Genomic DNA, 24,579 nt, shown 5'->3' with positions numbered 1-24,579 from the left:
GGTTCTCATCGCCGACCACTGTCGCCGTGCGGGAATCCGTTGGCCCACCGGATTTCGCTCCTGATACCGTCACGTTCCCCCGACGCGGCCGCGACCAGCGCCGCGTTCGACTCCGCGGGCCGCCCGTCGGGCAGGAGCAGTGTGTCCTCCAGGCCCACCCGGGTGTCCAGCCCCAGCCGTATCGCCAGGCGCAGCACCGGCCACGTGCCACCCTCCTCGCCGTGCAGCAGTACGGGCACGCCGTACGCACCGCCCAGCTCCGCCAGCAGGGCGTGAGCCGTGTCCTCGGCCGTCACGGGGTCCCCGTCCGTCACCTCGGCCAGCACGCGCGACACCCGGGGCGCCAGGGGCGACGCCAGGAACCGCCGCGCCCCGTCCGTCCCCGACCAGACGCCCGCCTCCACGCCCACGCCACGCTCCAGCAGCGCGGCGGCGACCTCCTCGGCACCCGGCTCGTGCCAGTTGACCGAGGCGTGGTCGGGGAGCACCGTCCAGGAGCGCACCCGCTCCACCCGCCGCCGCGGATCCGGCTCGGCCCACGCGCCCGTGGTCACCCCGACCGGGACGTCCACCGCCTCGCGCATCGCCCCGAGCACCGCGGCCACCACGCGCGGCGACAGCGTGTCGTCCCCGCACGGCGCCCTGGGGTGGACGTGCACCTCGGCGGCCCCGGCCGCGACCGCCCGGGCGGCCGACTCGGCCATCGCGCCGGGCGACACGGGCACCGCCGCGGAATCCCCCGTACCGCGGCGCCCGTTCAGACACACCTGGATCATGCCTCGATGGTGACACCCGGCACTGACAACCCGCCCCTCAGGCAACGGGGGCGTGCCGACGCCGGCGCGCGCCCCCGCGCTCACGCCACCGACACGAGCTCCTTGCGCCGCCCCCGTTTGGCCGTCGCCAGCGCCTGAGGCGTCAGCACCGCCTGTGGCACCACCACACCGCAGCTCGTGCACACCGGCCCGAACCACGGCTCGTTCGACAGGTCCGGCCGCCAGACGATCGCGTCCCCCGCGCACACCGGGCAGTGCTCCCCGGGTCCCGCCTCCAGAGCGGTGATCAGCCGGCGCAGCGCCTCGGCCAGCGGCACCCTCGGGTGCACCGACGGGTCGTCGCACCGGGCTATCCCGTTGCCGCCCCAGGTGCGCCGGTGCCAGTCGTCGATCCAGCCGGGCCGCCGCAGACCGTCGTGCTTCTCGCGCTTCCGGCGCTCGGCGAACTGCTCCTCGTACGCGAGCCATACCGCCCGCGCCTCTTCCAACTCGTCGAGCGCGGCCACCAGCCGCGCCGGATCGGGCTCCCGGTCCTCGGGCCCGAACCTGTGCCTGGTGCACAGATGGTCCCAGGTCGCCCGGTGTCCATAAGGGGCGAACCGCTCAAGGCACTTGCGCAGCGAGTACCGCCGCAGCGCCAGATCACATCCCGGATCACGTACCTGTCTCGCAAGGCTCCGGAAACCGGCCATCGCACTGCCACCTCCGTCACTCGTACTTCGGCGTCGATGAATGGACGTACGGGTTCCCAGTTCGGCTCCATCGAAAAACGAATGGAGCCCATCAGCGGGACATCTGACGTGAAATGCCCCCACGGCGCCCCCTGTGGCGATCCGGGCGAAGTGACGCTCCCTCACCACACGGGGGGTGCCGGTCCGTCGGGGGCCGGCAAATGCGCCCTCACCGACCGTATCGCGGCGATCGCAGGCATCGGCGGGATACCACCGGTGCGGGCGGTGGGGCTGAGGAGCCGTCAGCCCGGCGGACAGGTGCGGGTTCGGCCAACGGCCACCCGTCCGTCCGGCACCGGTACCGCCGCCCGCCCGGCACCGGCATCCGCCCGGGCACTGGCACCCGCCCGGCATCGGCACCGGCGTCCGTCCGGTACCGGCGTCCGTGGGCCGGGGTGTCGGCCGGGGAGCCCGTGGGTCGGCGCCCTCGCCCCGCACCGGCGCCCCCGTACCCGTGCCGCCTCAGCGGTACACCAGATACCGCCGCCGCACCGCCCGGAAGGCCGCCAGCTCCGTCTCCCAGGCGTCGACGACGTCGTCCGTGCCCGCGCCCGCGTCGATCAGCGTCCGGACCTTCGTCGAACCGGTCAGCTTGTCGATCCAGTTGTCCGCCCGCCAGGCGAAGCCGCTCCAGCTCCGCTTCGCCGTCACCAGCAGCCCGATCCCGGTGCGCACCGGGTCGAACGCCTCCCGGTCGTGCACGTGGACCTGCACCCCGCCCACCGTCTTCCCCTGGAACTTGGAGAACACCGGGGCGAAGTACGCCTCCCGGAAGCGCACGCCGGGCAGCTCCAGCGCGTTCGCCGCCTCAGCCCACCGCCGGTCGACACCCTCCGCGCCCAGCAGCTCGAACGGCCGGGTCGTACCGCGCCCCTCCGACAGGTTCGTGCCCTCGAACAGGCAGGTCCCCGCGTACACCAGGGCGGTGTCCGGCGTCGGCATGTTGGGGCTGGGCGGCACCCACGGCAGGCCGGTCCCGTCGAAGAAGTCCGCCCGCCGCCACCCCGACATCCGTACCGTCGCCAGTTCCACCGGCTTCGCCAGGAACTCGGCGTTGAACAGCCGCGCCAGCTCCACCACCGTCATCCCGTGCGCCTGGGAGATCGGCTCACGCCCCACGAAGGTCGCGAACGCCTTGTCCAGTACGGGCCCGAGGGCGGCCCGCCCGGTCACCGGGTTCGGCCGGTCCAGCACCATGAAACGTTTCCCCGCCAGCGCCGCCGCCACCATGCAGTCGTACAGCGTCCAGATGTAGGTGTAGAACCGCGCCCCCACGTCCTGGATGTCGAAGACGACCGTGTCCACCCCCGAGGCGGTGAAGACGTCCGCCAGCGCCTGCCCGCTCTTCAGATACGTGTCGTACACCGGCAGCCCCGTCGCCGGATCGTCGTACCGCCCCTCCGAACCGCCCGCCTGGGCGGTGCCCCGGAAACCGTGCTCGGGGCCGAACACCGCCACCAGGTCCACCCTGTCGTCGGCGTGCATGACGTCCACGATGTGCCGCGCCTCGGCGGTCACCCCCGTCGGGTTGGTCACCACGCCCACCCGCTGCCCGGCCAGCGCCGCGTACCCGTCGGCCGCGAGCCGGTCGAAGCCGGTCCGCACCCGGCGGCCACCCCCGTGCGCGGCCGCCCTGCCGGGAGCGGCGGCCGCCGCCCCCACCGCGCCGCCGGCGACCAGCAGACCCCGTCTGGACACGCTCATCCGCACACCTCCGTGACCGATCGACGATCCGGCCACGCACGCTAGCGCGCCCGCCCGCACCAGGGAACGAGGCCGGCGCCACGCCTCTTCCCCCGCGACATACCGACCGGTTAGTCTGTCGACCGGTCCAGTCACAGGAGAGAGGCGGTCCGAGATGGGTTCGACGGTCCAGGGCGCTGGCGTGGTGGTCACAGGAGCGGGTGGTGGCATCGGCGCCGCTCTCGCGCGCAGGTTCGCCGCGGAAGGGGCCCGCGTCGTCGTCAACGACATCGACCCGGGCCGCACCAAGGCCGTCGCCGACGAGATCGGCGGCACCCCCGTACCGGGAGACGCCTCCGTGATCATCGACGAGGCGCGCGACGCGCTCGGCGGAACCGTCGACGTCTACTGCGCCAACGCCGGGCTCGCCTCACCCGGCGACGCCTTCGCCCGCGAGGACGTCTGGGCGGCCGCCTGGGACGTGAACGTGATGGCCCACGTCCGCGCCGCCCGCACCCTGCTGCCCGACTGGCTGGAGCGCGGCTCCGGGCGCTTCGTCTCCACCGTGTCGGCCGCCGGGCTGCTCACCATGGTCGGCGCCGCGCCCTACAGCGTCTCCAAGCACGGCGCGTACGCCTTCGCCGAATGGCTCTCGCTCACCTACCGCCACCGCGGCCTCAAGGTCCACGCCATCTGCCCGCAGGGCGTCCGTACGGACATGCTCACCGCCGCCGGCACGGCCGGTGAACTCGTCCTCGCGCCCACCGCCATCGAGCCCGAGGACGTCGCCGACGCGCTGTTCGACGGCATCGAGGCCGACCGCTTCCTGATCCTGCCCCACCCCGAGGTCGCCGACTACTACCGGGCCCGTGCGAGCGACCCGGAGCGCTGGCTGAACAACATGAGCCACATCCAGCAGAAGTGGGAGGGCACCGCGCAGTGAACCCGACGACCTCGATCTACGCGGCCAGGCCGTGGCTGGCGCAGCTCAGCGAGGCCCAGCGGGCGCCGATACGGCCCGCCGCCACCGTGGTGCACGCCTTCCGCGCGGCCGTCGCCCGCGCCCCCGAGCACCCCGCCCTGGCCTACTTCGACGGACGTCTGACCTACCGCGAGACCGACGCGCTCTCCGACTCGGTGGCGGGATACCTCGCCTCCCGCGGTGTCGGGCGCGGCGACCGGGTCGCGATCATGCTCCAGAACACCCCGCACTTCGTCCTCGCCCTGCTCGGCGCGTGGAAGGCGGGCGCCACCGTCGTCCCGCTCAACCCCATGTACAAATCGGCCGAGGTCGCCCACGTCCTGAACGACTCCGGGGCGACCACCCTCATCTGCGCCGACCGCGCCTGGGAGGGGTACCTGCGCGAGACGGCAGCCGACTCGCCCGTACAGTTCGCCGTCACCGCCTGCGAGAAGGACCTCCAGACGCGCGACGACCCGCGCGTCCTCGGCTTCGAGCGGCTGCCCGTGCCGGCCGACACCGACGACCTGGTCGCCGTCGCCCGGGCCGAACATCCGGCGCCGCAGTACGGACGTGACCTCACCGCCACCGACGTGGCCCTGATCAGCTACACCTCCGGCACCAGCGGCACGCCCAAGGGCGCCATGAACCTGCACCGCGGGATCATGACCAACGCCGAACGGCAGCGCACCGGCCACCCCATCGCCGAAGGCGCCGCGTACTTCGCCCTCGCCCCGCTCTTCCACATCACCGGCATGGTCTGCGAGCTGGCCGTCTGCGTCGCCAACGCGGGCACCCTCGTCCTCGCGTACCGCTTCGAGGCGGGTGTCGTCCTGGACGCCTTCGCCGAGCACCGCCCCGCCTACACCGTCGGGCCCTCCACCGCCTTCATGGCCCTGGCCGCCCACCCCGCCGCCACGCCCGGCCACTTCGCGTCCTTCCAGGTGATCTCCTCCGGCGGCGCGCCCGTGCCCCCGGCGCTCGTGGAGAAGTTCCGGGCCGGCTTCGGCCCGTACATCGCCAACGGCTACGGCCTCACCGAGTGCACCGCTCCCTGCGCCGCCGTACCGCCCGAGAAGGAGGCCCCGGTCGACCCCGTGTCCGGCACCCTCTCCGTCGGGGTCCCGGGGCCCGACACCGTCGTCCGGATCCTGGACGAGAACGGCAAGGAGGTGCCCTTCGGCGAGCAGGGCGAGATCGCGGTACGCGGGCCCCAGGTCGTGCCCGGCTACTGGCGGATGCCGGAGGCCACCGCCGTGACCTTCCCGGACGGTGAGCTGCGCACCGGTGACATCGGCTTCATGGACCCGGACGGCTGGCTCTACGTCGTCGACCGCAAGAAGGACATGATCAACGCCTCGGGCTTCAAGGTGTGGCCGCGCGAGGTCGAGGACGTCCTCTACACCCATCCGGCGGTCCGCGAGGCGGCCGTCGTCGGCGTTCCCGACGCCTACCGTGGGGAGACGGTCAAGGCGTACGTCAGTCTGCGTCCGGGCACCTCGGTGGAGCCCGCCGAGCTGTCCGCGTACTGCGAGCAGCGGCTGGCGGCGTACAAATATCCGCGTGAGGTGGAGATCCTGCCGGAGCTGCCGAAGACGACGAGTGGGAAGATCCTCAGGCGGGAACTGCGTCACCCCGCGTAAATGACCCCGAACCGCACGAGTGCACGAGAGAGGTGGCGGCCCATGGCCAGGACGACGGACGGGAACGGCACCCCTGTCCCCCAGCGGCTGCTGGCCACCGCCACCCGGCTCTTCGCCGAGCAGGGCTACGACCGCACCTCCGTCCAGGAGATCGTCGAAGCGGCCGGCGTCACCAAGGGCGCCCTCTACCACTACTTCGGCTCCAAGGAGGACCTGCTCCAGGAGGTGTACTCGCGCGTGCTCCGGCTCCAGCAGGAGCGGCTGGACGCCTTCGCGGGCGCCGACGCGCCCGTGGAGCAGCGGCTGCGCGACGCCGCCGCCGACGTGGTGGTCACCACCATCGACAACCTCGACGACGCGGCGATCTTCTTCCGGTCGATGCACCACCTGAGTCCGGAGAAGAACAAGCAGGTACGGGGGGAACGGCGCCGCTACCACGAGCGCTTCCGGGCCCTCATCGAGGAGGGGCAGGCAGAGGGCGTCTTCTCGTCGGCCACCCCCGCCGACCTGGTGGTGGACTACCACTTCGGCTCGGTCCACCACCTGTCCACCTGGTACCGCCCGGACGGGCCGCTCAGCCCCCAGCAGGTGGCCGACCACCTGGCCGACCTCCTGCTGAGGGCCCTGCGGCCCTGAACGGTCAGGACCTCAGTTGGCGTTCACCAGGTCGTGCGCCGGGACGGTCACCGTACGCGCGCCCTTCTTCCCGCCGAGGACGATCTTGCGGAGCGCGCTGTTGTTGGTGAGGTCGGTCTCCTTGAGGCGCTTCTCCGGGTTGGCCAGCACCTGGATGTAGTAGGTACCGTTCGGCAGCGTGGTGATGTCGAACGACTGGCCGGGCAGGTCCTGGGTGTAGGTGTCGCCGGAGCCGACGTCGAGCACCTCACGGACGGAGATGGAGTTCTCCTGGCCGCACGCCGTGGACAGGTCCGTGTTGTACGGGTGCCAGTTGGCGTTCTTCACGGTGTAGTCGACCGCGTCCGTGTTGGCCAGGCAGAAGGCCTCCTTGCCGCTGCGCACGGCCTCCTTCTGGTCCGCCTTCAGCAGCCGGTAGCTGGCGAAGTCGGTGAAGTGCCAGTGCACGTGCCCCGGGCGCGGGTCCCACTCCATGGTGCCCGTCGGGGTGTAGCCGACCTGCTTGCCGTTCGCGTCGTAGAAGTACTGGTAGGCGTCCATCAGCTCCTTGCCGGGCGAGCGGAAGCCGTCGACCACGAGCTGGGCGGGGCCCGCGTTCCAGACGTTGGCGCTGAAGGCCAGGAAGTCCTTGCCCTTGTCGGGGCCCTCGGTGGCGGGCTCGCTGACGGTGATGCCGTAGGCGGGCAGCGAACGGAGGTCGGGCTTGGGCACGTTCGGCACGGTCGCCTTGCCCGTCGGGCGCTTGGCCGCGGGCTTCATCGCGGGCGCCTTGCGGGAACCGTCGGTCTGTCCGGCTCCGTCACCCATCCGCGCCCCCGCCTTGAGGCCCTGCTTCTTCACCGCCCACGGCACGGCGGGCGGTGCCGGGATCAGGGGCCCGTGGCCGACGTTGTACGAGGGTCCAGCGCCGCTCGTGGGGGCCGCGGGAGCCACCGGGGCCACCGCGCCGTGACCCGCGTGCCCCGCCGGACCGGCCGCGGCACCGTGACCCGCGTGCCCCGCCTGACCGGCGGGTGCGGCGTGACCGGCCGCGTGGGAGTCGCGCCGCGCCGCGGGCGCCCCGCCGACACTGCCCTCGGAGCTGACCTCGCGCACGGTCACCTTGACGGTCTGCGGCTTGTCCGCGATGCCGAAGACCTCGCGGTAGCGCTTCGCAACGGACACCTTGGCCGTGTACTTCCCGGCCGGCAGGACGACGGGCTCGGAGTAGACGCCCGCGTAGGTGTTGGCGGCCCAGCCCTGCTCGACACCCCACACCGAGCCGAGCGTGAAGGGGTTGGTGGGGCAGCTCTCCGGATACTTCGACGTGGCCGGGGCGTCGGGGCGCACCCGACCGGACGCGTTGTTGGGGCAGAAGTCCTCGGACCGGTTCAGCACGGTCTTGCCGGCCGCGTCGGTGACGGTGATCCGGAGGAAGCCCGGCAGCCCGCTGAAGTCCTTCACCAGGCCCTTGGGCAGGGCCTTGGCCCGGGTCTTGCCGCCCTCCTTGACGATCTGCGTGGCGACGACCGGGTCCTTGTAGGACTTACGGGTCACCTTGAGCTCCAGGGGGGCGCCCTCGGCGGTGACGTACGTGCCGAGGTCGAGGTAGACCCCGGGCTCTTCCTTGTACGAGTCGAGCGTCACGGACTGGGAGGCGGCGATCAGGCTGAGCTGTGGTGTGGCCGGAGCCGCCTTGCCGTCGGGTGCGGCGGCGATGATACCGGCGGCCACGGCGATGGCCGCGGCTCCGGCGATCACCGAGCGCCCGAGACGGCCCTGTTGGGATCTGGTCATCGTTCCTCGTTCTGCGAGTGCCTGTCGGGACGGCGGACGACGGCCGGCGCGCGTGGTCATGTCGCGTGGCCCGTCTCCGTCCTGTGAGAGTCGACGGTCGGCACTGTGGGTTGTCTGTGAGCCGGTGAGTCCGGGATCCTTGGCCGAAACTAGGCCGTGGGCACGGGATCACGCCGTCTTAGTGCCGTTCTCACCTGACAGACAGCCCATGTGTGGTAAAAGCCCGGGGCCGTGAAGGCCCCGGGCTTCTCACCACCGCGTGGAACTCAGACGTCGAGGTACTGCTTCAGCTCCCGCCGCGCCAGCGACCGCTGGTGCACCTCGTCCGGCCCGTCCGCGAGCTGCAGCGTCCGCGCCGACGCCCACAGTTCGGCGAGCGGGAAGTCCTGGCTGACGCCCCCCGCGCCATGGACCTGGACCGCCTTGTCGAGGATGTCCACCACCGTGCGCGGTGTCGCGATCTTGATGGCCTGGATCTCGGTGTGCGCGCCCCGGTTGCCGACGGTGTCCATCAGCCACGCGGTCTTGAGCACCAGCAGCCGCACCTGCTCCACGGCCACCCGGGCGTCCGCGATCCACCCCTGCACCTGCCCCTGGGCGGCCAGCGGCTTGCCGAAGGCCGTGCGGGACACGGCCCGGCGGCACATCAGCTCGATCGCCCGCTCCGCCATGCCGATCAGTCGCATGCAGTGGTGGATCCGGCCCGGCCCGAGACGGGCCTGGGCGATGGCGAACCCGCCGCCCTCCTCGCCGATCAGGTTCGTGGCGGGGACGCGGACGTCCTCGAAGACGACCTCGGCGTGACCGCCGTGGGAATGGTCCTCGTACCCGTACACCTGCATCGCGCGCCGCACGTGCAGGCCCGGGGTGTCGCGGGGGACCAGGACCATCGACTGCTGGCGGCGGATGTCCTCGCCGTCCGGGTCGGTCTTGCCCATCACGATGAAGATCTGGCAGTCGGGGTTCATCGCGCCGGAGATGTACCACTTGCGGCCGTTGATGACGTAGTCGTCACCGTCCCGCCGGATGCGGGTCTCGATGTTCGTCGCGTCCGACGAGGCGACGTCCGGCTCGGTCATCGCGAAGGCGGACCGGATCTCCCCGGCCAGCAGCGGCCGCAGCCACCGCTCCTTCTGCCGCTCGTCGCCGAACTGGGCCAGCACCTCCATGTTGCCGGTGTCCGGGGCGGCGCAGTTCAGCGCGGTGGGCGCCAGGTGCGGGGAGCGGCCGGTGATTTCCGCGAGCGGCGCGTACTGGAGGTTCGTCAGGCCGGCCCCGTGCTCCTGGTCCGGCAGGAAGAGGTTCCACAGGCCCTGCCTGCGGGCCTCGGCCTTGAGCTCCTCGACCACGGCCGGGGTGTCCCACGGGGAGGCGAGCTTGGTCCGCTGCTCGTGCGCGACCTCCTCCGCCGGGTACACGAACTCGTCCATGAAGGCGAGGAGTTTCGCCCGCAGTTCCTCGGTACGGGCGTCGAATGCGAAGTCCATGGGTGTCGTCAGCCTTCCTGGAGGGTGGTGAGGCCGTGCTCGATGAAGACGGGGACGAGGTCGCCGATCCGGTCGAAGCCGGCGCCGACGGTCTGTCCGAGGGTGTAGCGGTAGTGGATGCCCTCCAGGATCACGGCGAGCTTGAACCAGGCGAACGCCGTGTACCAGGAGATGGCGGAGGTGTCGCGGCCGGAGCGGGCGGCGTACCGCTCGATCAGCTCGGCGGGTGACGGATGCCCGGCCGCGGCGGCGGTGGTGGAGACGGGGGAGTGCGGCAGGTCCAGCGGGACGCTGTACATGGTCAGCAGGCCCAGGTCGGTGAGCGGGTCGCCGAGGGTGGACATCTCCCAGTCCAGTACGGCGCGTACCCGGTCGTCCTCGCCCAGCAGGGCGTTGTCCAGGCGGTAGTCGCCGTGGACGACGGTCGGGGCGGGGGAGCGCGGCAGTTCGCGGCCGAGCGCCGCGTGCAGCTCGTCGATCCCCGGCAGGTCACGGCTGCGTGAGGCGTCCAGCTGCTTGCCCCAGCGCCGAAGCTGCCGGTCCAGGAAGCCGTCCGGCCGTCCGAAGTCGCCGAGCCCCACCGCCCCGGGGTCCACGGCGTGCAGGTCGACCAGGGTGTCGACCAGGCCCAGCACCGCGGCGCGGGTGCGCTCGGGGCCGAGCGGGGCGAGCTGTTCGGCGGTGCGGTACGGCGTTCCGGCCACGAACTCCATGACGTAGAACGGCGCTCCGAGCACCTCGTCGTCCTCGCACAGCACCAGCGGCTCCGGGACCGGGACGGCCGTCGGGTGCAGGGCGCTGATCACCCGGTGCTCACGCCTCATGTCATGGGCGGTGGCCAGGACGTGGCCGAGCGGCGGGCGGCGCACGACCCACTGGCCGGTGCCGTCGGTGACGACGTACGTGAGGTTCGACCGGCCGCCCTCGACGAGGCGGGCGCTGAGCGGTCCGCTCACCAGGCCGGGCCGCTCGCGGTCCAGGAAGCCGCGCAACCGCTCGGGATCGAGACCTGGTGGGGGAGCTGAGCTCATCGTTCGCACCTCCGGTGACGGGAAGGACTGTGGTGGTACGACGCAGCATGACCGACCAGTCGGTATGTCGTCCAGTGCCGTGCCGGAAACCGGCCGCCGGAGTCCGGCCCACGGGATACGTCACTGAATGGAGTTCACGTATGGGAACCGGACTGCTGATCAGCGATGTCCGGCTCACCCCGATCCTCGTCGCAGGGCGTCCACCGGCCCCACACCCCACGCCTCGCCGGGGAGGCCGTCATCCGGTGCGGAGTCCCCCGGAGTCGGCGAGACCTACGGCGACGGCGCGTACCTGATCCCCGCCCGCCGGCTCGCGGAGGCCTGTCCCCGGCCACCGGTCAGCCATGTGAACGAACCGGTCCGCGTGGCCGAGCGGGTGTGCGGCGGCTCACCCACCGCGACGGCGGGTGTCGACGCGGGCAGGCCGCGTGGCGTCCGTGCCGCCGACAAGCTGCGGCTGTCCGTGGGTTCGCCCGTGAGCGGGACCGGCCGTACGGCCGAGGGCGCCGCCGGGACCGGCGCACCCCTCGCCACCATCATGTGCGTGACCGCGTCCCCGACCTGGATCACACGTGCGACGCGCCCGGCTCGGCGCCCCGCACCGGCGCCGGCTCGACGACGACGGCTCGATGCGTGAGCGCGCCGACGCGGCGGCGGCGCGGCGGGCGGACCCCGGGGGTCGGGCGGCCGGCGGTGCCGCGCTGGTGAAGGCGGTCAGTGGTCGTCCCAGTGGTCGTCGTGCGCGGCGTGCCGGTGCCCCTCGTGCACGTAGTCCATATGGTCGCCGTGGGCGACAGCCGGGTGGCCGCAGTTGTCGCCGTGCTCATGGATGTGCCCGCTGTGGGCGATGTGCTCGCCGGGCTCGCACTCGTCCCAGTGCCCGGAGTGCTCCCGGTGCAGGTGCCCGTCGTGGACGTAGTCGAGGTGGTCGTTGTGGACCACGGCCTGGTGCCCGCAGGCCGGTCCGTGGACATGGGCGTGCGAGGAGTGTTCCTGATGGAGGACGGTCATCGGGGGCCTCCGGCGTGGGACGTCGACAACATCTCCAGGCTAGCCCTTTTTGCCCGACTTGATCCCTTTCGGCTTGCGGGTGGCCGGACCGGGCCGGAGGGTCGGAGCATGAAGGCGATCAGCTACAGCCGCTACGGCGGCCCGGAGGTCCTCGAATTCGGCGACCGTCCCCACCCCAAGGTGGGCCCGGACAAGGTGCTCGTCAAAGTGCGCGCGGCGGCCGTCAACCCGGTCGACCGGAAGGCCCAGGCCGGATACCTGGACACCTCCTTCGACACCGTCTTCCCCGTGATCCCCGGCTGGGACGTCGCCGGCGTGGTCGTCCAGCCCGGGGTGTCCGTTCCCGAGTTCGCCGTCGGGGACGAGGTGATGGGATACGTACGCGAGGACGTCCTGTGCCACGGCACCTTCGCCGAGTACGTCGCCGCGCCCGTCCGTACCCTCGCGCGCAAGCCGCGCAACCTGGGCTTCGAGGAGTCGGCCGCCCTCCCGCTGGCCGGGCTCACCGCCTACCAGGTGCTGCACCGGGCACTGCGCGTCCGGCCGGGCGACACCGTCCTGGTGAACGCCGCGTCGGGCGCCGTGGGCTCGATGGCCGTCCAGATCGCCCGGCACCTCGGTGCCCGCGTCATCGGCGCGGCCCGCGACCAGGGACAGGACCGGGTGCGCGAGCTCGGTGCGGAGCCGGTGCCGTACGGCGACGGCTTCACCCGCCGTGTCAGGGAGCTCGCCCCGCACGGGGTGGACGCGGCACTCGACACGGTCGGCGGCCAGGTCCTGAGGGACTCGGCCCACCTGCTCGCCCACCAGGGCCGCCTCGCGTCCGTCGCGGACGGTGAGGTGACCGGGCTGGGCGGCCACTACTACTGGGTACGCCCCGACTCGGCGGACCTCACGGCACTCGCCGAACTGGTGGAACAGGGCGCCCTCACCGTACGCGTCGCCAGGACGTTCCCCCTGGAGCAGGCCGCCGACGCCCAGCGCGCCAACATGGAGGGCGGCCTGCACGGCAAGGTCGTCGTCACCGTCGACGGGTCCGGGGGCTGACGGGGCGGGCGGTCACCGGACCGGGGCGCGCAGTTCGAGCAGGCTGATGTCGGCCGGGGCGCCCACCCGGACCGGCGGGCCGAAGAACCCGGCCCCGTTCGTCACGTAGAGCGTGGTGTCGTCCACCCTGCCCAGCCCGGAGCTGACCGGATTGGCCAGCGCGGTCACCGCGGTGAGCGGGAACATCTGTCCGCCGTGGGTGTGCCCGGAGAGCTGGAGGTCGACCCCGTGGCGCGCCGCCTCCTCCGCGAACACCGGCTGATGGGCCAGCAGCACGACAGGACGCGCCGTGTCCCGTCCCGCCAGCGCCCGTGCCAGGTCCGGGCCACGTCCGGACTCCTCCCCGGCCAGGTCCTCCACCCCGGCCAGATCGAGGAAGGCGCCGTTGTGCCGAATCCCGACCCGCTCGTTGACCAGCGGCCGCACGTTCACGGCCCGCATCTCGTCCAGCCAGTCCTCGACACCGTCGTAGAGGTACTCGTGGTTGCCGGTGACGAAGAAGCTGCCGTACCGCGACTCCAGGCCCCGCAGGGGGCGGGCGGCCGGGCCGAGCTGGGCGGCGGTGCCGTCGGCCAGGTCGCCGACGATCGTCACCAGGTCGGCCTGCAGCTCATTGACCATGCGGACGATGCGCTCGGTGTGGGAGCGTCCGAGCAGGGGGCCCAGGTGGATGTCGCTGACCACGGCGATGCGCAGCCCGGCCAGCCGCGCGTTCACCTTCGACAGGGTGACCGGTACGCGCTTGATCATGGGGTCGCCGAGCGCCACGGACATGCCCCGGCCCACGGTGCCCAGGGCGGTGGCACCGGCCAGGGTGCCGACCGCCCGGCCGAGGAAGAGGCGCCGGGCGAGCATCCGGTCACCCCCGGCCCCCGCCCCGGCCGCGTCGGGCCGGGGTGCGGGCTCGGGCACCGGAGCGGGGGTGGGCCCCGGCGCGCCTTCCTGCCCAGCCGGACCGGCCGTCGTGCCCCGAGCCGCCGGCGCCCCCGGAGCCGCCGACCCGGCCATGAGCACCGGCTGCCGGCCGGCCGCGGATTCCGGCTCCGGCGCGGGTTCCGGCAGCGGCGCGGATCCCGGTTCCGGGGCAAATCCCGGCCCCGGCGGGGGTCCCGGTTCCGGGACGGAGGCCCGCTCCGCCTCCCGGCCGGCCCGCCGCCATGCGCGCAGGGCGAGCGCGCGGGGCAGTTCGAGCGCGAACAGGGCCAGCAGGAGGTAGAGCAGGACCCCGATCCAGGTGTAGCCCGGCCACGCGAGCCACCGGCCCGCGCCCCCGTCCGCCGGATCGAACAGCGGGGTGACGATCCGGGTACCGGGGGCCAGCAGCGCCGAGAGCACCACCCCCCAGGTGCCCAGCCGCCGTGCGCGTGTCGAGGGCCTGGTCGTGTCACGGACCAGACGTGTCCACAGGTAGTAGTGGAGGGCGCCGGACCCCACGAGCATGAGCGCCGTCACTCCGAATCCCAGCATGTGTCTCTCCTCGTGGAGTCCGGCGGACTCAGCCGCGGCCGGCGGCCGCGCCGACGCCCGGGCCGTCGGACGCCGGGGCCTCGGGCCGTGCGGCGCCGGGCCCTGCGGCGTCGGGTGCGGACGGTGCCGACTCGGCGATGCCGAACCGGGCGTGGAGCGCGCGCAGCGGTGCCGGAGCCCACCAGTTGCCCCGCCCTGCCAGGCGCATGAAGACCGGCACGAGCACCGCCCTGATGAGCGTGGCGTCGACCAGGATCACCACGACCATGCCGAGGCCCAGCATCTTCAGGAACACGATCCCGGAGGAGGCGTACGTGGCGAACGAGGCCGCGAGGATGACCGCCGCCGAGGTGATCAGCGGGCCGCTGCGCTCCAGGCCCACGGCCACGGCGCTGACGTTGTCACCGGTGCGGTCGTACTCCTCCTTGATCCGCGACAGCATGAAGACCTCGTAGTCCATGGAGAGGCCGAAGGCGGTGCAGAACATCAGGATGGGGATGCTGGGCTCGATGGCACCGCTCGGGGTGAAGCCGAGCACGCCGGACAGATTGCCGTCCTGGAACACCCAGACGAGGGCGCCGAACATCACCGCCATGCTGAGGGTGTTGAGCACCATCGCCTTCGCCGGGAGCAGCACGCTGCCCGTCATCAGGAACAGGATCACGAAGGTGACCACGAGGATCAGTCCGAACACCAGGGGCAGCCGGTCGACCAACTCGGTGCGGAAGTCGCTGAGTTCGGCCGGGTATCCGCCGATGCTCACCTGCGCGGAGCCGGCGCCGGTCGCACCGGCGGTGTCGGCCGCCGTGGTGCGGACGTCGGCGAGGAGCCGTTCGATCTCCCGGTCGAGGCCGCGGTGCGTCGCGACCACCGAGTACCAGGTGTCCTCGGCGGAGGCGAACCGCTCGGCGGAGTCGCCCGGTTCGGCCACCTTGCGGCCCGCCGCGTACGAGCCGGTGAGGGCGTCGACCTGGTGGACCTCGGGGATGCGGGACAGGCCGACGGCCGTGGCCTCGATCGCGGCCCGGTTCGCCGGGACGCCCGCCTGGCCCCGGCGCAGCACCTGGATGGCGTCCATCTCCTCCGCGGCGAAGTTGTCGCGGATCTCCTGCTGGACCACCCGGCTGGAGGTGTCCTCGGGCAGGACCCGCTCGTCCGGCACACCGAAGGTGAGGCCCAGCGAGGGTGAGGCCAGCCCCAGCAGCAGGACCAGGGCGGGAATGCCGTAGACCAGCGGCCTGCGCATCATCCGCAGCGCGGTGGAGTGCCACCAGCCCTCGCCGGAGCGGGCGCCGGCGTCCTTGCGGGCCACCCGCCGCCCGAGGCGGGCCAGCGCGGCAGGAAGGATCACCAGGGCCGCGAAGACGGACGTGAGGACGGTGCCGATGCCGGCGTAGGCGAACGAGCGCAGGAAGGGGAACGGGAACAGCAGCAGGCAGGCGAGCGACACGATCACGGTGAGACCGCTGAACGCGACGGTCCGGCCGGCGCTGGCGACCGCGTGCTCGACCGCCCCGGCCACCTGCCGCCCGGCGGCCAGCTCCTCGCGGAACCGGTTGATGACGAACAGGCTGTAGTCCACGCCCAGCCCGACGCCCATGACCAGGGCCAGGTTGGCGGCGAACGTCGAGACATCCGTGAGGTAGGTGACACCGCGGAGCAGCGCCAGCGTGGTGATGACGGAGAACAGCCCCATGCCGAGCGTGAGCGCGGCGGCCGAGAAGCGCCGGTAGATGGCGAACAGCAGGAGCAGCACCAGCGGGAACACGATCATCTCGGCCCGCAGGAAGTCCTGCCGGGACTGTGCGGCGGCCTGCCGGAACACCTCGTCCCCGCCGCCCACACGGACCTTCACCAGTTCACCGTCCCTGGTGAAGTCCGGCGAGAGCTCGGCCAGCCGCGTACGCGCCTCGGTCACCGTGCCCGCCATCCGGGCGACGACCAGGGCCTGCTTCCCGTCCGTGCCGCGCATGGCGGGGGAGTTGCCGCGGGACCAGTACGAGGCGACCTCGGCCACCCCGCCCTTCCCGGCGAGCTCCTTCTCCAGCGCGCGGCCCTCGGCGGCGACCGCCGGGTCGTCCACGGTGCCCCGCCGCGCCGTGACCATCAGCAGCACGCTGGGCGTGCCGGTGCCGAACTCCTCCTGGAGGACGGCACGAGTCCTCAGCGACTCGGAGCCGGGGCTCTCGAAACGGCTGAGCAGCAGACGGTCCATGGTGCCCGCCGCGAGCACCACGCCCAGAAGGGTCAGGGCGACGCCGAGCCACACGACGAGCCGGGCCCGCGCGGCGGTCACGCGCCCCCACCGCCGCAGCGCGGGCGGGCTCTCTTCGGCACGGGGATCGGTGGACTGACGGGTGGTGGGCACGGTGCACTCTCCGGAAAGGGGGATGGGGGTGGGTAGGGGAACGCGGATGGGGAACAGAGGGGAATCGAGCGGGGGACGGGTGCGCTACAGGCCGTGGGCGTCGAGCCAGGCGCTGATCCGGTCGAAGGTGCGGGGCGCGGAACGGGCCATGGTGGCGTAGTGCCCGGCTCCCGGAATGGTGAGCAGTTCGGTCTCCGCCCCGGTGAACAGGCGCCGGTGGGCGGTGCCTCCGGTGACACGGGCGTCCTCGTCGCCGTACACGAAGAGGACCGGTCCCTTGATCGTGTGCACGTGCTCCAGGTCCGTGAAGACGGAGTCGAGCTGTGAGGTCATGTCACCGCACGGGTGGCGGTTCTGGTGCGGGGTGGCGGCGTCCATGACGCGCTGCTCGGTGTCGTGGAAGTTGCCCCGGCGGAACTGGTCGGGGCCCAGGTCGTAGTAGACGTAACCCCCGAGGTCCGAGGGCTTCCTGCTCGGCTGACCGCCCGCCATGCAGCTCTGGAGGGCGCTGAAGAAGCGGGTGTTGGCCTCCGGGGTGAGGCCGCGGTCCGTCCAGTCCATGATCATCAGTCCGTCGGTTCCGCCGAACGAGTACGCGGCGATCTGGACGACCTGGCCGCCGTTGGACTGCCCGGCCAGGGTCACCGTGCCGAAGGACGGCGGCTCGGCCGGGCCACGGGCGGGCCGCCCGGCGAACTCGTACGTCCCGGCGCGAAGCTGCCGCACGATCTGGTGGGCGATGTCCGCCTCGGCACCGATGCAGGTGTCGAAGCCGTCGGGACGGTCACTGGTGCCGTAGCCGAGCCGGTCGACGGTGACGGAGGCATGTCCCCGCCTGGCGAGCTCCTCCGCGTAGTGGTAGCCGGGCACGTCCAGGCGCCAGTACCACTCGCCCGCCGCGATCCCGTGCTGGTACAGGGTGACGGCCCGCTTCCCGCCGGACAGCGCCGACTCGGGCGCGGTCAGATGACCCCGTACCCGGTAGGTTCCGCCGTCCGTCCGGCAACCGGTCCTGCTGCGGTTGACGTTGCGTACGGTGAAGGTGACGGGGACGTCCACGATCCTCGCGGCCGCGAGCCGTCGCGCGGTCGCCGCGGCGGCCGCCCGGGCCTCGGCGGGCGACGGTGTGGACGCCACGGAGGCCACGGTCGTCCGGGACGTGGACGGTGTGCCGGCCGCCGTCATGGCGGCCGCCACCGGACTCACCAGCAGCGCCGCGCCCGCGCCCAGTACGGCGATCCGTCCGATGACGCTCATGCGCTCCTCACCTCTCGTCGAGCCGCCCCGGTGGGCGGCAGCTGTCCGTGCTCCCGGTGCCATGCGGCCTGGTCGGAGACGGTCTCGTCCAGCGGGCGGAAGGTGACGCCCAGTTCACGGCGCGCCCTGGCGGAGGAGACCCTCCGGTGGTGTCCTTCGAGGAGCGCCCGCATCCCCGTACGGGTGGCGACCGGCTGCGTTCCGCGCGCCTTCGCCTGCCACTCCAGGAGCGCGGCGAGTGTCGTCGCCGCCCGGGGAGGCAGCCGCCGGGGCACGGCTCCGGTACCGGTCGCCCGGACGACGGCCGCGCAGATCTCGTGCAGCGGGTGCCGGCGGCCGCCCACGATGTAGCGGCGCCCGGCGGCCCCGCGGACCGCCGCGGAGACACAGGCGGCCGCCACGTCGCGGGCGTCCACGACGTGATTGCCCGCCGCCGGGAGCGCCTTGATCCCGCCGCGCGCCACCGCCAGGAAGAGCCGCCCCGCCGATGTGGGGCCCGCGTCACCGGGCCCCCACATCCAGGCGGGCAGGACGAGCGGTACCCGCAGCCCGTACGTGTCGCCGAAGGAGGAGATCAGCCGCTCGGCCCGGATCTTGCTGGCGCGGTAGTGGTTGTCCGGGCCGGGGGCCGCGTTCGCGGTGTCCTCGTCCCCGGGAGAGGTGACGTCTCCTCCGCCCAGTACGGCGAGGGAGCTGGTGTGCACCACGACGGGCACACCGGCGTCCACCGACGCCTTCAGCAGGTCCTCCACCGCCGCCACGTTCGTGCGGTACAGCCGTGCCAGGTCGTGGCCGGGCAGGTAGTACTCGCGGAAGTACGCGGCCGTGTGGATCACCGCGTCCATGCCGCGCAGCGCGGTTCCGTAGCTCCCGACGTCGGTGACGTCCCCGGTCACCAGCCGCAGCGCGGGATGGCGCGGCAGCAGGGCGGCGGCGCGCCCCGGGTCGCGTACCACCGCCGTCACCTCGCTCCCGGCGGCGAGGAGCCGGCCGACGACGGCGTGGCCGAGCAGTCCGGTGGCTCCGGTGACCATGACGGCGGCCGGCCCGGCGGGTTCAGCGGGGGACGGCGTGTCGCTCATGCGACGTCCTTTCCTCAAGGGTCGGGGTCGGGGTCGGGGTCGGGTACGGGGCCGGCTCCTCGCGCAGCCCGAAGCGGCGGTGGACGCGGCGCAGCGGGCCGGGGGCCCACCACGCGCGGGCGCCCAGCAGCCGCAGCACGGCGGGAACCAGCAGGGTGCGGACGACGAGGGCGTCCACCAGCACGGCGAGGGCGACGCCGAAGCCGAGCATCTTGGTGTTGGTGATCCGTGACAGTCCGATGGAGACGAACACCACGCTGAGGACGACGGCGGCCGCGGTGATGAGCCCGCCGGTGCTGCGCATCCCCCGCACGACCGCCGCACGGTGGTCGCCGGTCCGGTCGAACTCCTCCTTGACCCGCGCGATCAGGAAGACGCCGTAGTCCATGGACAGACCGAACGCCACGCAGAACATCAGCACGGGCAGGGTCGTCTCGACGTCCCCGGTCGCGGTGAAGCCCAGCGGGCCGGACAGCCGGCCCTCCTGGAACACCCACACCACCGCGCCGAACATGGCCGTCAGGCTCAGGGCGTTGAGCGCCACCGTCAGCAGGGGGAGGACCGCGCTGCCGGTCAGGAGGAAGACCAGCAGCAGCGTCGCGCCCAGCACGAAGGCGAGGGCGGGCAGCAGCCCGCGCCCGATGGACGCCTTGGTGTCCAGCAGCGCCGCCGCGGGGCCGCCGACGGACGCCCCGTCGGACGAGGACGCCGTGCGCAGGCTCTCCACCAGCCGCTGGTGGGCGGCGGAGGTGGCGGCCGTGTCGTCCTCGGCGACCACGGTCAGCAGGTCGTGACCGGCGGTGGCGCGCGCGGAGTCGACGGGCGACGCCGCCTCCGAGCGGGTCCCGTCACGGTAGGTGCCGGCCGAGGACTCGACGCGGGTCACCCCGTCGAGCGCGGAAAGCTTCGCCGCGACCCGCCCGGTGACGGCCCGCGCCTCGGCCCGGGACACCTCGCCGGTACGGAGCAGCACGGGCACCGCGCCCTCCGGCGAGCCGTCGAAGTCGTCCCGCAGCGTCTCCTGGACGGTGCGCGCCTCGCTCGTGGCGGGGAGCTGACGATGGTCGGCGGTGCCGAACTCGGCACCCAGGAACGGCAGACCGAGGGCCAGCAGCAGGCCGGTCACCGCCACGGTGACCAGTGGGGCGCGGCGCATCACCGCGGCGGTCAGCCGGCCCTTCGGAGCGGTCGCGCCGCGTTTCCGGCGGAGTACCGGCCACGCGTCCACCCGGCGCCCCAGCAGGACCAGCACGGCGGGCAGCACCGTCAGGGAGGTGAGCGCGGCGAGCAGCACCACACTGATCCCCGCCCAGGCGAGGGAACGCAGGAACGCCAGGGGCAGGGCCAGCATCGCGGCCAGGGCGACCGCCACGGTCAGCGCGGAGAACAGCACGGTGCGACCGGCGGTGCGCACGGTGCCCAGCACCGCGTCGGCGGGCGTCGCCCCGGTGGCGAGCTCCTCACGGAACCTGCGCACGATCAGCAGCGCGTAGTCGATCGCCAGCCCCAGGCCGAGCGCGGTGGTGAGGTTCTGGGCGAACACCGACACCTCGGTGAACCCGGTGACCAGACGCAGCACCGCACCCGTGCCCAGGACCGTGGCCAGACCCACCAGGACGGGCAGCGACGCCGCGACGACCCCGCCGAAGACCCAGACGAGGACGGCCAGGGTGAGCGGGAGGGCGAGGAGCTCCGAGCGGGTGAGGTCCGCCGCGACAGTGCTCTCGATCTCGTTCTGCACGGCGAGCGCGCCGGAGATCCGGACCGTCAGGTCACCCTGTTCCCCGCGGAAACGCGGTGCCAGCCGCTCCAGTTCGTCCCGCGCCCGGTCCTCACCGCCGCCGATCCGGGCGGCGATCACCGCCTGACGGCCGTCGCGGGAACGGAGGTCCGCGAGCCCGGTCTGCCAGTACGAGACGACACCGACGACGGAGTCCTCGAAGGCCAGCCGTTCCGCCAGCCGGACGCCCTGCCGGGCGAGCGGCCGGTCGTCGACCTGCGCGTGCTCGGGCACCGAGACGAGCAGGACCAGGTTCGGCTGATGCTCGGGATAGTGCTGCTCCAGTACGCGCTGCACGCGCCCGGACTCGGAAGCGGGGTCCGTCGTACCGGTGTTGGTCAGCCGTCCGGGCAGGTCCGCGCCAAGCAGCACGGCGTCCAGCACCAGCACCACGGCCGCCACCAGGAACACCCACGGCCTGCGCACGAGGTGTGCGCCGAGGGACGTCAGCATCAGGCGACCCGCTCCACGGGGGTGCGGAGCACCGAGACCCCTGCTGCCAGTTCCGGCAGGCCCTCGTACGTGGACCAGGCGCCGACCGCGCCGTCCGGCCGTACGTAGATCACCAGCGGGTCCCGTCCGGCCGGACCGGTCAGCGTACGGCCGGTGTCGACGGCTCGCGCGTACGGCGCCGGGCCGTCCCACCCGACCGGGGGCTCCCGGTCCGTCAGCAGGACGACCCCCGTCAGGTCACCGACCGCGCACCGCTCCACCAGCTCGGCCGTCTCCCGCGCCGCACGCTCGCCCGCCGCCGGATCGGTGCCGCCCTGCACCACCAGCAGGGTGTGCCGTCCGGCCGCGAGGAACTCGTGGAGCGAGGCCGTGCCCGTACCCGACAGCGGCTGCCACGGGGTGTCGGGCAACCGGCCGCCCGGGCGCAGCACACCGGCCTTCCGCCCGGTCCGGGAACCCGGCGCGGCGAGCCCGCCCGGCACCGCGGGGCTCGACTCCAGGCCCGGGTCCAGCTGGGCGAGTTCCGGCACCACCGTGCGGTCCAGGGCGCCGGTGGCCGACGCCACCTTCAGCAGGGTGTCGCGCACCATCCGCCGGGGCCCGTCCCGGAGCAGCCACAACCGGGTCTGGCGGTCGGAGTTGCGCAGGGCCCGGAGGGCGGCGGGCCGCCGCTCCGCCTCGTAGCTGTCGAGCAGCGCCGGGTCGGCTCCACGGGCGACCGCCGCGAGCTTCCAGCCCAGGTTGAATCCGTCCTGCACCCCGGTGTTCAGCCCCTGCCCACCGGCCGGGCTGTGGCAGTGCGCGGCATCCCCCGCCAGGAACACCGGCCCCGACCGGAACGCCTCGGCGACCTTCGTGTGGACCCGGAAGGTGCTGCGCCACCAGGTGGAGCGGACCTGCCAGTCCTTCGGCCCACGGGCCGCCAGCAGCGCCTGGAGGTCCTCGTCCGCAAGGGGCCCCGCCTCGTCGGTGGCGTCCCGGTCGAAGAAGATCCGGTGGCCGCCGCCGGGCAGCGGTACGACGACCATGACCCCCTCGGGCGTCAGGTGGTACTGCGCTTCCGACTGGGGCAGGTCACCGCTGATCTCGCCGTCACCCAGGAGGAAGTCCCGGGCGTACGTACTGCCCCGGAAGGCGATCCCCGCGGCCTCGCGCACCCTGCTGCGCGTACCGTCCGCACCCACCAGCCAGCGCGGGCAGACCTCCGACGTGGAGCCCGTGCCGCCCGACGCGCCGGAGCCGTACCCCGGCCCCGGCACCGCGATGGTGGCCGAGACCGGCCCGTGGGCACCGTCGGCGAGGCGGGCGTCCACCAGTTCGGCGTTCCACTCGACGTTGCCGCCCAGTTCCAGCAGCCGCGCGTACAGCACGCTCTCCGTCACCGACTGCGGGACGCACAGCGGCCGGGGGTACGCGGTGCCGGCCAGGGAACCGAAACGCACCCGGCCGGTCCGCTTGCCGCCGGACCAGTAGGAGGCCCCGGACAGCGGCAGTGAGCGCTGCACCAGGCAGTCCGCCACACCGACGCGCCGCAGCACCTCCAGTGCGCCGCTCCACAGGATCAGTGCCTTCGGCTCGCTGGCGGGCCCCTTGCGGCGGTCGATCACCCGGCACGCCACCCCGTGCCGCAGGAGGGTGCAGGCGAGGGTCAGCCCGGTGGGGCCGGCCCCCACGACCAGCACCGTGTCGCTGTCCGTCACACCGCGCTCCTGATGAGGTTGAAGGCACCGCGGGACCGGAGCAGGGCGACGATCTGGTCGATCGCCTCCTCGGTGGTGGTGAACGGAACCGCGAGCATGCCGAGGCCGGAGGCGGCGGCGCAGTTCTCCTCCAGGTCGTCGAGGAAGAGGCACTCGTGGGCCGCCGCGGGCAGCCGCTCCAGCAGCCGCCGGTAGATCAGCGGGTCGGGCTTGCGCACCCCCTCGGCGGACGAGTCGACGACGGTGTCGAAGAGCTCGTCCACGGGGAGCTGGGCGCGCCAGCGCGGGCCCCATTCCACGACGTTGTTGGTGAGCAGGGCGATGCGGTAGCCCTCGGCGCGCAGTCTTCGCAGGAACGCGAGCAGTTGGGTGTTGACGGTCCTTCCCCGGAACCACAGCTCCCCGAACTCACGGCCGCCGAGGAGGTCCTCGCCCGTGCCGTCCGGCAACTCGGCGAGGACCCGGGCCACCATCTCCGCCTCGGTGCACCGCGCGGTCTCCAGGTCGGCCATCGGGCTGCGCCCGTGGCGCGCGGTGGCCCGGGCGAAGGCCTCCTGGAGAACGGCCGTCTCCACGCCCACGGACGTGGCGAAGGCCGCGAACGTCTCGTGCAGCGGATTGGTCAGGACACCGCCGTAGTCGACCACGACGGTCGTGAGGGGCGCGGAGCTCACTGTGCGACCTCCAGGCGGAAGGACGCCGTCACGCGCTCCTGCTGGAGGATCTCCACCACGACGGGCACGACCAGCGTGCCGAGCGCCTTGTCGACCTGGAACTGCTCGACCCGTGCCACGGCGCGGGCGGGCAGGTCGAGTTCGGCGAACTCCTCGAAGCGCGCGTCGAGCGACGTCACCTGGAGCCCGGTCGCGGAGATGGAGTGCAGCGTCGCCACGGACGCCGCGGAAAGCTGGCGGGCCGCTTCCAGCAGCAGGTTGCCCGGGATGTGGTCGAGCTGGTGGTCGAAGAGGTGGGGGTGGGTCGTGTCGGGAAGCACGGTGGCCGCCAGCGTGCTCTCGCCGGCCGGCACCGGCCGGGTGATCACCACGTTGTACGGGTCGCGGCGCCCCACGGTGGCGGGGGTCGCGGCGACATGGGTGGGCAGCACCCCGATCACACCGGCCAGGGCGTCACGGCGACGGGTGCGCAGCGCGCGGTAGACGTTGCGGCTGAAGAAGGCCAGCCCTCCGCCGACGTGCAGGGCGGCCCGCCCCTCGATGGTGAGCGTTCCGGAGAAGTCCAGGGCGTGCACCCGTCCGTTCCGCTTGCGCTGCGGGTCGACGGTGAGGGTGGCGACCGCGTGGGCGGGCCGTTCCCCACCGCTGCGCATGGCGGACCGGTCCCGTGTCCGTATGCGCAGGTCCCGGAAGATGAACGAGTCGTCCAGGCTCACGTTCTCGTACGCGTGGGCGAGGTACACCCCGGCCTGCCGCAGCACTTCCACCAGCAGCAGGAAGTCGTGGGTGCCCGACTGCTCGCCCATGATGTGCGCACGAGGCAGCTGGGCCGCCACCTCGTAGGTGTCCGGCCGGTCCGTGGGCCGGGAGTCGGTGAGGAAGACCTCGGCGATCGCCGAGCGGTGCACCATGGCCCGGGGAACGGTGCTGTCGTAGCGGAGAGCGGTACGGATCTGATCCTGTTGAGCTGGGCCGGTCATCGTTTCTCCAAGCAAGAGAGCGGGTACCGCATCACC

At 73.0% G+C, this 24,579-nt stretch carries 20 protein-coding genes; 5 read left to right on the top strand and 15 right to left on the bottom strand.

The genetic code is table 11. The features are described 5' to 3' along the window. Positions 1-5: 5 nt before the first annotated feature. The 3 genes from ACZ6C1_RS24900 to ACZ6C1_RS24890 all read right to left on the bottom strand — a co-directional run bounded on the left by ACZ6C1_RS24900 (position 6) and on the right by ACZ6C1_RS24890 (position 3,211). Entirely contained in the window at positions 6-776 is a 771-nt protein-coding gene (locus ACZ6C1_RS24900; RefSeq protein ID WP_469243334.1) for a 3-keto-5-aminohexanoate cleavage protein, read from the bottom strand. An 80-nt stretch (positions 777-856) separates the two neighbouring features. After that, on the bottom strand, positions 857-1,468 hold the full coding sequence (locus ACZ6C1_RS24895; protein ID WP_469243333.1) for a hypothetical protein: 612 nt from the start codon (positions 1,466-1,468) through the stop codon (positions 857-859). Between the two features lie 501 nt (positions 1,469-1,969). After that, on the bottom strand, positions 1,970-3,211 hold the full coding sequence (locus tag ACZ6C1_RS24890; protein WP_469243332.1) for an exo-beta-N-acetylmuramidase NamZ family protein: 1,242 nt from the start codon (positions 3,209-3,211) through the stop codon (positions 1,970-1,972). A gap of 154 nt (positions 3,212-3,365) precedes the next feature. On the opposite strand from ACZ6C1_RS24890, the gene ACZ6C1_RS24885 reads away from it, so the two are divergent. The 3 genes from ACZ6C1_RS24885 to ACZ6C1_RS24875 are packed head-to-tail and all read left to right on the top strand — an operon-like array spanning position 3,366 to position 6,430. Continuing rightward, a complete protein-coding gene (locus ACZ6C1_RS24885; protein WP_469243331.1) occupies positions 3,366-4,133 on the top strand; it encodes an SDR family oxidoreductase in 768 nt (255 codons plus the stop codon). Then, the gene (locus ACZ6C1_RS24880) at positions 4,130-5,794 is read left to right on the top strand and encodes an AMP-binding protein (RefSeq protein WP_469243330.1); all 1,665 of its coding nucleotides are present in this window, start codon (positions 4,130-4,132) and stop codon (positions 5,792-5,794) included. The genes ACZ6C1_RS24885 and ACZ6C1_RS24880 overlap by 4 nt, the downstream gene beginning before the upstream one ends. A gap of 42 nt (positions 5,795-5,836) precedes the next feature. Then, positions 5,837-6,430 (top strand): TetR/AcrR family transcriptional regulator, encoded by a 594-nt coding sequence (locus ACZ6C1_RS24875; RefSeq protein ID WP_469243329.1) that lies wholly within the window; start codon positions 5,837-5,839, stop codon positions 6,428-6,430. A 12-nt stretch (positions 6,431-6,442) separates the two neighbouring features. Here the strand turns inward: ACZ6C1_RS24875 and ACZ6C1_RS24870 are convergent, their stop codons facing one another. The 3 genes from ACZ6C1_RS24870 to ACZ6C1_RS24860 form a co-directional block, all read right to left on the bottom strand. Then, entirely contained in the window at positions 6,443-8,206 is a 1,764-nt protein-coding gene (locus tag ACZ6C1_RS24870) for a lysyl oxidase family protein (protein ID WP_469243328.1), read from the bottom strand. Positions 8,207-8,472: 266 nt separating this feature from the next. Next, complete coding sequence (locus ACZ6C1_RS24865; RefSeq protein WP_469243327.1) at positions 8,473-9,693, bottom strand: acyl-CoA dehydrogenase family protein; 1,221 nt, start codon at positions 9,691-9,693, stop codon at positions 8,473-8,475. An 8-nt stretch (positions 9,694-9,701) separates the two neighbouring features. Continuing rightward, a complete protein-coding gene (locus ACZ6C1_RS24860) occupies positions 9,702-10,724 on the bottom strand; it encodes a phosphotransferase family protein (RefSeq protein ID WP_469243326.1) in 1,023 nt (340 codons plus the stop codon). 346 nt (positions 10,725-11,070) lie between these two features. On the opposite strand from ACZ6C1_RS24860, the gene ACZ6C1_RS24855 reads away from it, so the two are divergent. Then, positions 11,071-11,361, top strand: coding sequence for a hypothetical protein (locus ACZ6C1_RS24855; RefSeq protein WP_469243325.1), 291 nt, complete (start codon positions 11,071-11,073; stop codon positions 11,359-11,361). A 77-nt stretch (positions 11,362-11,438) separates the two neighbouring features. On the opposite strand, the gene ACZ6C1_RS24850 is transcribed toward ACZ6C1_RS24855, so the two are convergent. Beyond that, the gene (locus ACZ6C1_RS24850; RefSeq protein ID WP_469243324.1) at positions 11,439-11,735 is read right to left on the bottom strand and encodes a hypothetical protein; all 297 of its coding nucleotides are present in this window, start codon (positions 11,733-11,735) and stop codon (positions 11,439-11,441) included. Between the two features lie 108 nt (positions 11,736-11,843). Between ACZ6C1_RS24850 and ACZ6C1_RS24845 the strand changes: the two genes are divergently transcribed. Then, a complete protein-coding gene (locus ACZ6C1_RS24845; RefSeq protein ID WP_469243323.1) occupies positions 11,844-12,782 on the top strand; it encodes an NADP-dependent oxidoreductase in 939 nt (312 codons plus the stop codon). Positions 12,783-12,794: 12 nt separating this feature from the next. Here ACZ6C1_RS24845 and ACZ6C1_RS24840 read toward each other — a convergent pair whose 3' ends face one another. From ACZ6C1_RS24840 to ACZ6C1_RS24805, 8 genes are all read right to left on the bottom strand, one after another. Further along, positions 12,795-14,249: a metallophosphoesterase gene (locus tag ACZ6C1_RS24840; protein ID WP_469243322.1), complete on the bottom strand. Its 1,455-nt coding sequence runs from the start codon at positions 14,247-14,249 to the stop codon at positions 12,795-12,797. Between the two features lie 28 nt (positions 14,250-14,277). Continuing rightward, positions 14,278-16,617, bottom strand: coding sequence for an MMPL family transporter (locus ACZ6C1_RS24835; RefSeq protein WP_469243321.1), 2,340 nt, complete (start codon positions 16,615-16,617; stop codon positions 14,278-14,280). A gap of 84 nt (positions 16,618-16,701) precedes the next feature. Beyond that, complete coding sequence (locus ACZ6C1_RS24830) at positions 16,702-17,874, bottom strand: alpha/beta hydrolase (RefSeq protein ID WP_469243320.1); 1,173 nt, start codon at positions 17,872-17,874, stop codon at positions 16,702-16,704. After that, positions 17,871-18,956 carry an NAD-dependent epimerase/dehydratase family protein gene (locus tag ACZ6C1_RS24825; RefSeq protein WP_469243319.1) on the bottom strand — a complete coding sequence of 362 codons (1,086 nt, stop codon included), beginning with the start codon at positions 18,954-18,956 and terminating at the stop codon, positions 17,871-17,873. The genes ACZ6C1_RS24830 and ACZ6C1_RS24825 overlap by 4 nt, the downstream gene beginning before the upstream one ends. Further along, the gene (locus ACZ6C1_RS24820) at positions 18,931-21,189 is read right to left on the bottom strand and encodes an MMPL family transporter (RefSeq protein ID WP_469243318.1); all 2,259 of its coding nucleotides are present in this window, start codon (positions 21,187-21,189) and stop codon (positions 18,931-18,933) included. The genes ACZ6C1_RS24825 and ACZ6C1_RS24820 overlap by 26 nt, the downstream gene beginning before the upstream one ends. After that, complete coding sequence (locus ACZ6C1_RS24815; RefSeq protein WP_469243317.1) at positions 21,189-22,889, bottom strand: FAD-dependent monooxygenase; 1,701 nt, start codon at positions 22,887-22,889, stop codon at positions 21,189-21,191. The genes ACZ6C1_RS24820 and ACZ6C1_RS24815 overlap by 1 nt, the downstream gene beginning before the upstream one ends. Continuing rightward, positions 22,886-23,563, bottom strand: a complete 678-nt coding sequence (locus ACZ6C1_RS24810) for an HAD family hydrolase (protein WP_469243316.1) — start codon at positions 23,561-23,563, stop codon at positions 22,886-22,888. The genes ACZ6C1_RS24815 and ACZ6C1_RS24810 overlap by 4 nt, the downstream gene beginning before the upstream one ends. Continuing rightward, on the bottom strand, positions 23,560-24,543 hold the full coding sequence (locus ACZ6C1_RS24805; RefSeq protein ID WP_469243315.1) for a ScbA/BarX family gamma-butyrolactone biosynthesis protein: 984 nt from the start codon (positions 24,541-24,543) through the stop codon (positions 23,560-23,562). Before ACZ6C1_RS24805 ends, ACZ6C1_RS24810 begins: the two co-directional genes overlap by 4 nt. Between the last annotated feature and the right edge of the window lie 36 nt (positions 24,544-24,579).

This window comes from Streptomyces sp. NPDC041796, from assembly GCF_055590785.1.
The sequence above is the reverse complement of the archived record's forward strand: the minus strand, read 5'-3'. Positions and strand labels throughout refer to the sequence as shown.